This is a genomic window from Bacillus songklensis (assembly GCF_042649685.1).
Classification (GTDB): domain Bacteria; phylum Bacillota; class Bacilli; order Bacillales; family Bacillaceae_H; genus Bacillus_BA; species Bacillus_BA songklensis.
This window is the reverse complement of the sequence record NZ_JBHRZT010000012.1, coordinates 1-797: the sequence shown is the minus strand read 5'-3', so window position 1 is coordinate 797 and position 797 is coordinate 1. Positions and strand designations below refer to the sequence as shown.

Genomic DNA, 797 nt, shown 5'->3' with positions numbered 1-797 from the left:
CCGCCCCAGTCAAACTGCCCACCTGACACTGTCTCCCACCCCGATCAGGGGTGCGGGTTAGAATTTCAATACAGCCAGGGTAGTATCCCACCGACGCCTCCACCGAAGCTGGCGCTCCGGCTTCCAAGGCTCCTACCTATCCTGTACAAGCTGTACCAAAATTCAATATCAGGCTACAGTAAAGCTCCACGGGGTCTTTCCGTCCTGTCGCGGGTAACCTGCATCTTCACAGGTACTATAATTTCACCGAGTCTCTCGTTGAGACAGTGCCCAGATCGTTACGCCTTTCGTGCGGGTCGGAACTTACCCGACAAGGAATTTCGCTACCTTAGGACCGTTATAGTTACGGCCGCCGTTTACTGGGGCTTCGGTTCAAAGCTTCGCTTGCGCTAACCTCTCCCCTTAACCTTCCAGCACCGGGCAGGCGTCAGCCCCTATACTTCGCCTTGCGGCTTCGCAGAGACCTGTGTTTTTGCTAAACAGTCGCCTGGGCCTATTCACTGCGGCTCTCTCGGGCTTGCACCCTACCAGAGCACCCCTTCTCCCGAAGTTACGGGGTCATTTTGCCGAGTTCCTTAACGAGAGTTCTCTCGAACACCTTAGGATTCTCTCCTCGCCTACCTGTGTCGGTTTGCGGTACGGGTACCTCCCACCTCGCTAGAGGCTTTTCTTGGCAGTGTGAAATCAGGAACTTCGGTACTATATTTCCCTCGCCATCACAGCTCAGCCTTCACGAGAAGCGGATTTGCCTACTTCTCAGCCTTACTGCTTGGACGCGCATATCCAACAGCGCGCTT

At 55.0% G+C, this 797-nt stretch carries 1 rRNA gene; it reads right to left on the bottom strand.

Annotation, left to right across the window (positions count from 1 at the left end):
- Positions 1-797 (bottom strand): 23S ribosomal RNA (locus ACFOU2_RS02100); the annotation flags it as partial.